General features: G+C 57.5%; 8 protein-coding genes and 1 pseudogene. 2 read left to right on the top strand and 7 right to left on the bottom strand.

Annotation, left to right across the window (positions count from 1 at the left end):
- Nucleotides 1-257: 257 nt before the first annotated feature.
- The 5 genes and pseudogenes from ACILRA_RS18250 to ACILRA_RS18230 form a co-directional block, all read right to left on the bottom strand.
- Nucleotides 258-1106 carry a glycosyltransferase gene (locus ACILRA_RS18250; protein WP_395663490.1) on the bottom strand — a complete coding sequence of 283 codons (849 nt, stop codon included), beginning with the start codon at nucleotides 1104-1106 and terminating at the stop codon, nucleotides 258-260.
- 72 nt (nucleotides 1107-1178) lie between these two features.
- Nucleotides 1179-1427, bottom strand: coding sequence for a hypothetical protein (locus tag ACILRA_RS18245; protein WP_395663489.1), 249 nt, complete (start codon nucleotides 1425-1427; stop codon nucleotides 1179-1181).
- Between the two features lie 115 nt (nucleotides 1428-1542).
- A complete protein-coding gene (locus tag ACILRA_RS18240) occupies nucleotides 1543-2304 on the bottom strand; it encodes an ABC transporter permease (protein ID WP_395663488.1) in 762 nt (253 codons plus the stop codon).
- 7 nt (nucleotides 2305-2311) lie between these two features.
- Nucleotides 2312-3097: an ABC transporter ATP-binding protein gene (locus ACILRA_RS18235; RefSeq protein ID WP_395663487.1), complete on the bottom strand. Its 786-nt coding sequence runs from the start codon at nucleotides 3095-3097 to the stop codon at nucleotides 2312-2314.
- A gap of 7 nt (nucleotides 3098-3104) precedes the next feature.
- Nucleotides 3105-4121: pseudogene (locus tag ACILRA_RS18230) on the bottom strand (ABC transporter substrate-binding protein).
- A gap of 245 nt (nucleotides 4122-4366) precedes the next feature.
- Between ACILRA_RS18230 and ACILRA_RS18225 the strand changes: the two are divergent.
- Both ACILRA_RS18225 and ACILRA_RS18220 read left to right on the top strand, forming a co-directional pair.
- Nucleotides 4367-4660 carry a hypothetical protein gene (locus ACILRA_RS18225; RefSeq protein ID WP_395663486.1) on the top strand — a complete coding sequence of 98 codons (294 nt, stop codon included), beginning with the start codon at nucleotides 4367-4369 and terminating at the stop codon, nucleotides 4658-4660.
- 51 nt (nucleotides 4661-4711) lie between these two features.
- Nucleotides 4712-5320, top strand: a complete 609-nt coding sequence (locus tag ACILRA_RS18220) for a hypothetical protein (RefSeq protein WP_395663485.1) — start codon at nucleotides 4712-4714, stop codon at nucleotides 5318-5320.
- 67 nt (nucleotides 5321-5387) lie between these two features.
- Here the strand turns inward: ACILRA_RS18220 and ACILRA_RS18215 are convergent, their stop codons facing one another.
- Nucleotides 5388-5702, bottom strand: a complete 315-nt coding sequence (locus ACILRA_RS18215) for a MocE family 2Fe-2S type ferredoxin (RefSeq protein WP_395663484.1) — start codon at nucleotides 5700-5702, stop codon at nucleotides 5388-5390.
- Between the two features lie 45 nt (nucleotides 5703-5747).
- A partial coding sequence (locus ACILRA_RS18210) for a Gfo/Idh/MocA family oxidoreductase (RefSeq protein WP_395663483.1) occupies nucleotides 5748-6406 on the bottom strand: 659 nt, incomplete at its 5' end.

Below are 6406 nucleotides of genomic sequence, written 5' to 3'. Positions count from 1 at the left end.
TGCAAATTGGCCAAGGCCGCAACATGAGCCAGAACATCCCCCTAAACCCAATGCACAGATGCAACAAAGATCAGATTATCCAGACAGGCTCCTAGCGCGTACGTCTTCGGGACCAAGGCAAGTCACGGCGTCTGGGAACGATAGATCATCAACCTACTGAGGAACTTACATCTCGTGAGTAGATCGAGCTAGTTTCGAAGTGTGATCTGAGGACGCGTAGCAGAATATTTGACTAGAGAGGCGATGGGACTTGCGAATTAACCGTTTTTGGTGAGCCCCCCGGTCAAAACCGGGATGGAGCCGAGTTCCTTCTCAAGTTCGGCAAGAAGTTTTTCCACTTCCGCTTGCCCCAATAACTCTGTCATGTGAGCAAGAAAGTCATTCATAGGTAACTGAAGCTCGGTAAACCCTATAATGTAATTGCGAAAGCGGTCACGCCAAGTATTCCGGTATGGCACGCCCAAGGGACGGTTGAAGCGGTGAAGCCAGCGCAAGAATGGGAGGCAGAGTGTTGGCGCGCCACGTTGCCGAAACTTCTCATGAATATAGCCTTCCTCTCCGCCAAACCCGCAGAATTCTGGATTAAAGCCTGGCCATGCCGACTTTCGGCAGGCAAAAAGCCCTAGGCCTTGCATTGGAATTTCAAAAGGATCACCATTAGGATTGCGCCCGCGTTCATCATAGGCCCAAGTGCCATACATTCCTGAATACCACTGTGGCTTGAAATGGGTCGCGATCCTGTTCAGCCCATCGGCAAGCAGAGGACCTTGGATCAGGTCAGGCGTCTCAGGGTTCTCATTGAAGTAGGCTAGCAGCCGGGCGAGGCTACTAGGAATAAGCAAGACATGGCAGTCCATGCACAGTACGAACTCTCCCGCAGCCTCGCCAAAGAGTTTGTCACGAACTGCAGTTCCTGACACTTCCGCGTTTGGTATGTAGCGGAAGTTCTCAATATCATTCTCAAGTGCCCTTAGGGAGGCGGCGCAGGCTCCCTCAGGGTTATTGTCAATCACAACCAGTTCCACGTGCTCCATGACTTCATGGTGGTACATCCGCAGAGCCTGAATGGTGAAATAGACCCCATCGTAGTCATCGTAAGTCGCCATCCCGATTGTGAGTGACCTCTTGAGGCGGCGAGACGTTGCTGGCGGGACAAGAATTGACATATCTAGCCTGGACTATTCATCATCATCGATGATATTGGGTTGGCCAATGTAGCGTAGTCCTTTTTTATTTGGTGTAGGAACTCGTTGTCGAGACGATTGCCTGCAGCCAGAGCAACAGAGGCGATAGCCGCCAGGAGCGACGATAGCTTTCTTCCCTTGGATCTTCCAGCCATTTGCCGCAACAAGATGTCCGCGAATGTAGATGGCGGTGCTATTTCCTCTGATGGTAGCCTTCTGCTCCTGCGGCAGGCGAACCGGCATCTAGACCTGACGCACATGGTTCTTGCGGCCTGACCAGTCTCCCGGAGTTAGCGGATTAAACGGGATGAGAAGACGGATATCCATTTGCATGCATCTCACGGGGCGAGAACGCGTGCTAGTGGCGCTCGTAATTGAGAACCAGCTTCTCCACCGAAACCACGATGAGGAACATCACGAAGGCGAGGAAAGAACATAGCGTGATAGCGGCATGAAGTCTGCCTGACTGGTAATTGAAAGTGGCTTGGATGATCATGGCCCCGAGCCCCCTGTCAGATCCGATCCACTCGCCGACCACCGCGCCGATCACAGCGGTTGCGGATGATATCCGGAGCGATGCGAAAAGGAACGGCATTGCCCGCGGCAACCGGAGTTTCCACATGGTTTCGAGCCGGGATGCAGAGAGCACGCGGAACAGTTCCAGTTCATTGGAACCAGGAGATTCCAGACCCCTTATCATGTTGACAGGGGTCGGAAAGAAACAGATCACCGCCGGAATGATGATCTTCGGGAGGACACCAAGGCCGAAGATCAGCACGATGACGGGCGCGAGTGCCAGGATCGGAATTGTGTTCAGGAATAGTATGACTGGAAAATAGGCCGCCTGAATGTAGCGGTTGAGGACGAAGACGACAGCCATGAGAGCTGCCACGCCGTTGCCCAGCAGGAAGCCCATCACGGCCTCGTAGACGGTTGGCCAGAAGTTGTTCCAGAGCAGCGTGCTTTCCTTGGAAAAGATGCGCGCGATCTCGGCGGGGGTGGGCAGGATGTAGGACGGCACACCCGCAAGCGGCAGAAGTAACTGCCAGGCAATGATGATAGACAGGGCTCCGCCCGCCGCAAGCAGGCCGTTCAGAGGCTGTGGTATCTCCTGCTTCATGGCGCGCTCAGCATCTTTCCAATTCCCGCCGGAGCCCTGCCATCGCCTCAACCAACTCGGGCTGCTCGCGCCTCATGCTCCCTTCTGACGCCTTCAGGCCTCTCATGTCATGGACTGCATGTATGCGTCCCGGGTTGGCCGCCAATACCATGACTCGCTGGCCCAGATATGCGGCTTCCATGATGGAGTGCGTGACGAACAGGATTGTCGTTCCAGTCTGCCGCCAGAGTTTGAGCAACTCATCGTTCAACCGGTCCCTGGTGATCTCATCAAGCGCCCCAGAGGGCTCGTCCATCAACAGGATGCGGGGACGCGAAATCAGAGCACGTGCAATTGCGACTCGCTGGCGCTGGCCACCCGAGAGCTGGGCGGGGTAGCGGCCCTCCATGCCCTTGAGGCCCATCAGGTCAAGAAGATCTGTGGCGGAGAGACCACCATGCCGGGAGGGCGGCCTCCCGACGTGATCGGGAAGCAGCACGTTTTGTAGAACCGTCCGCGATGGCAGCAGAGTTGAGTCCTGGAATACAAAGGATACGTCACGCCGCCGCCTAGCCTCGGTAGCCGAACTGCCAAACACAGCAAGGCGGCCCTTGAGATGTGGCAGGAGATCGGCCACGGCCCTCTGTAACGTCGACTTGCCGCAGCCCGACGGGCCGATGATTGTAAGAAATTCGCCTTCTGGAACTTCAAGGTCGAAGTCCTGGAGGACCGCCACAGATTTCCCCGATGGGCTTGAGTAGCCCACTGTGAGGCCTCTTGCCTCGATGGCAATTCCGCGGCGGTCCTGATGCATGGGTCTGTCAGATCTTTGGACGGACGTCCTTGGTCATGTCGAGGATCTTGAGCGTGTAGACATCCTCGAGTTTCGGCCGTCCCTGTTCATATTGCTTCAAGGCATCGAACATGGCGATCTGCTCCTCAATCTTGGCAGGATCGAAGGTTCCCCATCCGTCCTTGGCCGTATCGGCGTTGAAGCTCAGCTTCATGACCAGGTCGATGGTCTTGAGCTCCCATTCGAGGCTCATGTCGGGGTAGGCCTCGACCGATTTCTTGACTGCATCTTGCGGGTTGTTCTTGGTCCACTCCCAGCCCTTGGATACGGCGCCGATGAACTTTGCAAGCGTCTCGGCATTCTTCTCGATCGCATCGTCCGTGGCGAAATAAACATTGGCATAGGATGGCAGGCCCATGTCGCTCACAAGCAAATCAATGCGATCAGAACCAAGAATGGATAAGGACTGCGTATTGGTGATCCAGCCACCTATCGCATCAACTTCGCCGCGGGCCAGCGGTGCCTTGTCATAACCGACATTGACGATGGTGATCTTCGAGACATCCAGATTGTTCTTGGCGATGATGGCATCGATCACCACGCGTGCCGCCGGCTGGATACCGATCTTCTTGCCGATCATGTCGGCAGCACTCTTGACCGGCGCCTTGGGAAGCGAGGCAAGCGCGTAGGGCCCAGTTCTGAAGCCGCAGGCGAGGATTTTGACCGGAACGCCGGACACCCGTGCTGCAACAAGCTGCGTTGTTTCCGAGAACTGCCCGAGTGTAGCCTCGCCGGAGACCACCGGTGGAACAGTCGACGAGTTAGGTCCACCGGGATTGAACTCAACATCGAGCCCAGCCTCCTTGAAGAAGCCCTGTAGTGCTGCCATCACGTCGCCAATCTGGCCATTGGAGATAAGCCAGTCGAGCTAGATGATGACCTTGGCGTTCTCGGCACGCGCCGGATCTGGCATCACCAGCTCAATGCCGCCGCCAAGGGCGCCGGCGATTGCGGCGCTCCCTGCCAGAAATTTGCGCCGGGAAATGTGCGAGTATGTTATGGTTTTCCTCTCTCCTCGCGTTTGTAATTATTGTTCGGCATAAGCAGCGGAGCTATCGAAGTCGTGCTTCGGCCACTCGGGGTACAAGGCGTAGATCTCCCAGACATTATCGTCGGGGTTAGTAAGGTAGACACATTTAGCCGGAAGGGGAACGGGCTAGCCTGTTAGAAAGACCGGCGGCAGCGGCTTCTACGATAGCGGCATGAACAACCCCCCTCAACCCCAACCGTGTGTCCCCTGCCGAACGCCTCGCCGAAATCGGCCGTACGCTCACGGCCTGCCTCATCCGCATGAGGGTCCACCAGCGCCTGATTGACCAACGGACGTGGGAGCAGGTTCAGTCGATCCTCCAGAAAAAGCCCCGCCTCCGGGCCAGCAACAAGCGCGCCAAGACCCCTGCCCAGTTGAAAGGCCTGCTCTTCGGCCCTGAAGGAGCAGCCTTCTCGCCCACGCATAGGCGCAAGGGCGATGGGCTCCACCGCTACGACGTCAGCCAGACGGTCCTGAAGCACGGCACAGGATGATTTCCCGTGGCGCGCGGCGCAGCAGGAATGCGACGGCCTAACCGAAGTTAGGTGCGCAAGGCGCTTGAAACGCTTGAGCCGCTCTGGGGAGAACTCTTTCCCGCCGAGCAGGCCCGCATCATCCAGTTGCTGATCGAACGCGTGGGCATCGGCACAGATAGTGACGGAAGTCGGCATGATTGCAGGCAAGGGCCGAAGGACGGCGGCATGACCGAGCTGACCGTCACCGTCACTGTGCCATTCTCTATCCGTAAGCGCGGCGGGCGCAAGCTCATCATCACGCCGGAGGGAGTAGCGGCTGTACCGGCACCGAGGGCGCGGGTCGACAGCGCCCTGCTCAAGGCTCTCGCTCGAGGCTTCAGCTGGCGAAGGCTACTGGAAATCGCCGACTGCGCCACTATCGGGGAGATCGCCGAAGCCGCGAACATCAGCCCATCTTGTGTTAGCGCGCGTTCCGACGAGGTCGAGTCACCTGGTCGAAAAGAACTCGCGCCAAATCAATTCCTTGAGGATGATCCTAGCCGGGTGCTGCGCATGACGCTGCTGGCGCCAGAGATGGTGGAGGCGATATTGGCGGGGCAGCAGCCAGAGGGCTTTACGATAGCGAGAGCGATGCAGCCATTTCCGATAGGGTGGCCTTATCAGGTCTCGAGATATTGACTCTCCACCGGTCAGTAGCGGCAGACCGCTGCGAGCCGCATCGCCCCCTGCAATGCACATTGACGGCTCAGCTAATGTTGAGGAGAATCTTTCCACTCTCGACACGAACCGCATAGGTTTTAAGATTTACGCAAACGGGCGCACCTTTGGCCTCGCCCGTGCGGTAATCGAAGCGGCCATTGTGCTTCGGGCATTCGATGATGTTGTCCATCACCAGTCCGTCAGCAAGGTGGATTCTCTCGTGGGTGCAGAGCCCATCGGTGGCATAGTACTGATCATCGGGAGACCGATAGACTGCAAAGGTCCGGCCATCATGATCGAATCGCTTCACGTCTTCCTGTGGGATGTCATCGACACCACACACTTCAACCCAGTTACCCATGTAAAACTCCACTCTCTTGCTGGCCTGCAGGACTCAATTTCCTTTTCAGCGAACCATAACCGGCTTGCCCGTCTTCCAGGATTCCGTTGCCGCCTCAGCCAGTTTCTGGGCCTGCAGGCCGTCATGGCCTGAGGGCGAGGCAGGTTTTCCGGTTGTCACCGCATCGATGAAGCTCAGCACTTCGTTGGAATAGGCCTGGCCGTAGCGCTCGGTGAAGAAGTGCAGGATGGGGTCGGCGTGGAAGCCATCGGCGGTCGCCACTTCAACAGTTGTGTTGTGGACATTGCCGGCGCGCAGCATGCCTTTTGAGCCGTGCACCTCGATCCGCTGATCATAGCCATAGCTGGCGCGGCGCGAGTTGGTGATGACGCAGATCTTGCCCGATGCCGTCTGCATCTGCACCGCCGCCGTGTCGCAGTCGCCTTCATCGCCGATCGCCTTGTCGACGAGGGCGGAGCCCAGCGCATTCACCACCACGAACTCCTCACCCACCAGGAAGCGCGCAAGATCGAGATCGTGGATCATCATGTCGCGGAAGATGCCGCCGGAGCTTTTCACATAGCTCGCAGGCGGCGGAGCGGGGTCGCGGCTGATGATGGTGGCAAGTTCGACATTGCCGACCGCCCCGTCGCGCAGGCGCTTCTGGAGAGCCGCGAAATTCGGGTCGAAGCGGCGGTTGAAGCCGATCATCAGCGTGGTCTTGT

The organism is Aestuariivirga sp. (assembly GCF_044239095.1).
Classification (GTDB): domain Bacteria; phylum Pseudomonadota; class Alphaproteobacteria; order Rhizobiales; family Aestuariivirgaceae; genus Aestuariivirga.
This window is presented reverse-complemented; position numbering and strand designations above follow the sequence as displayed.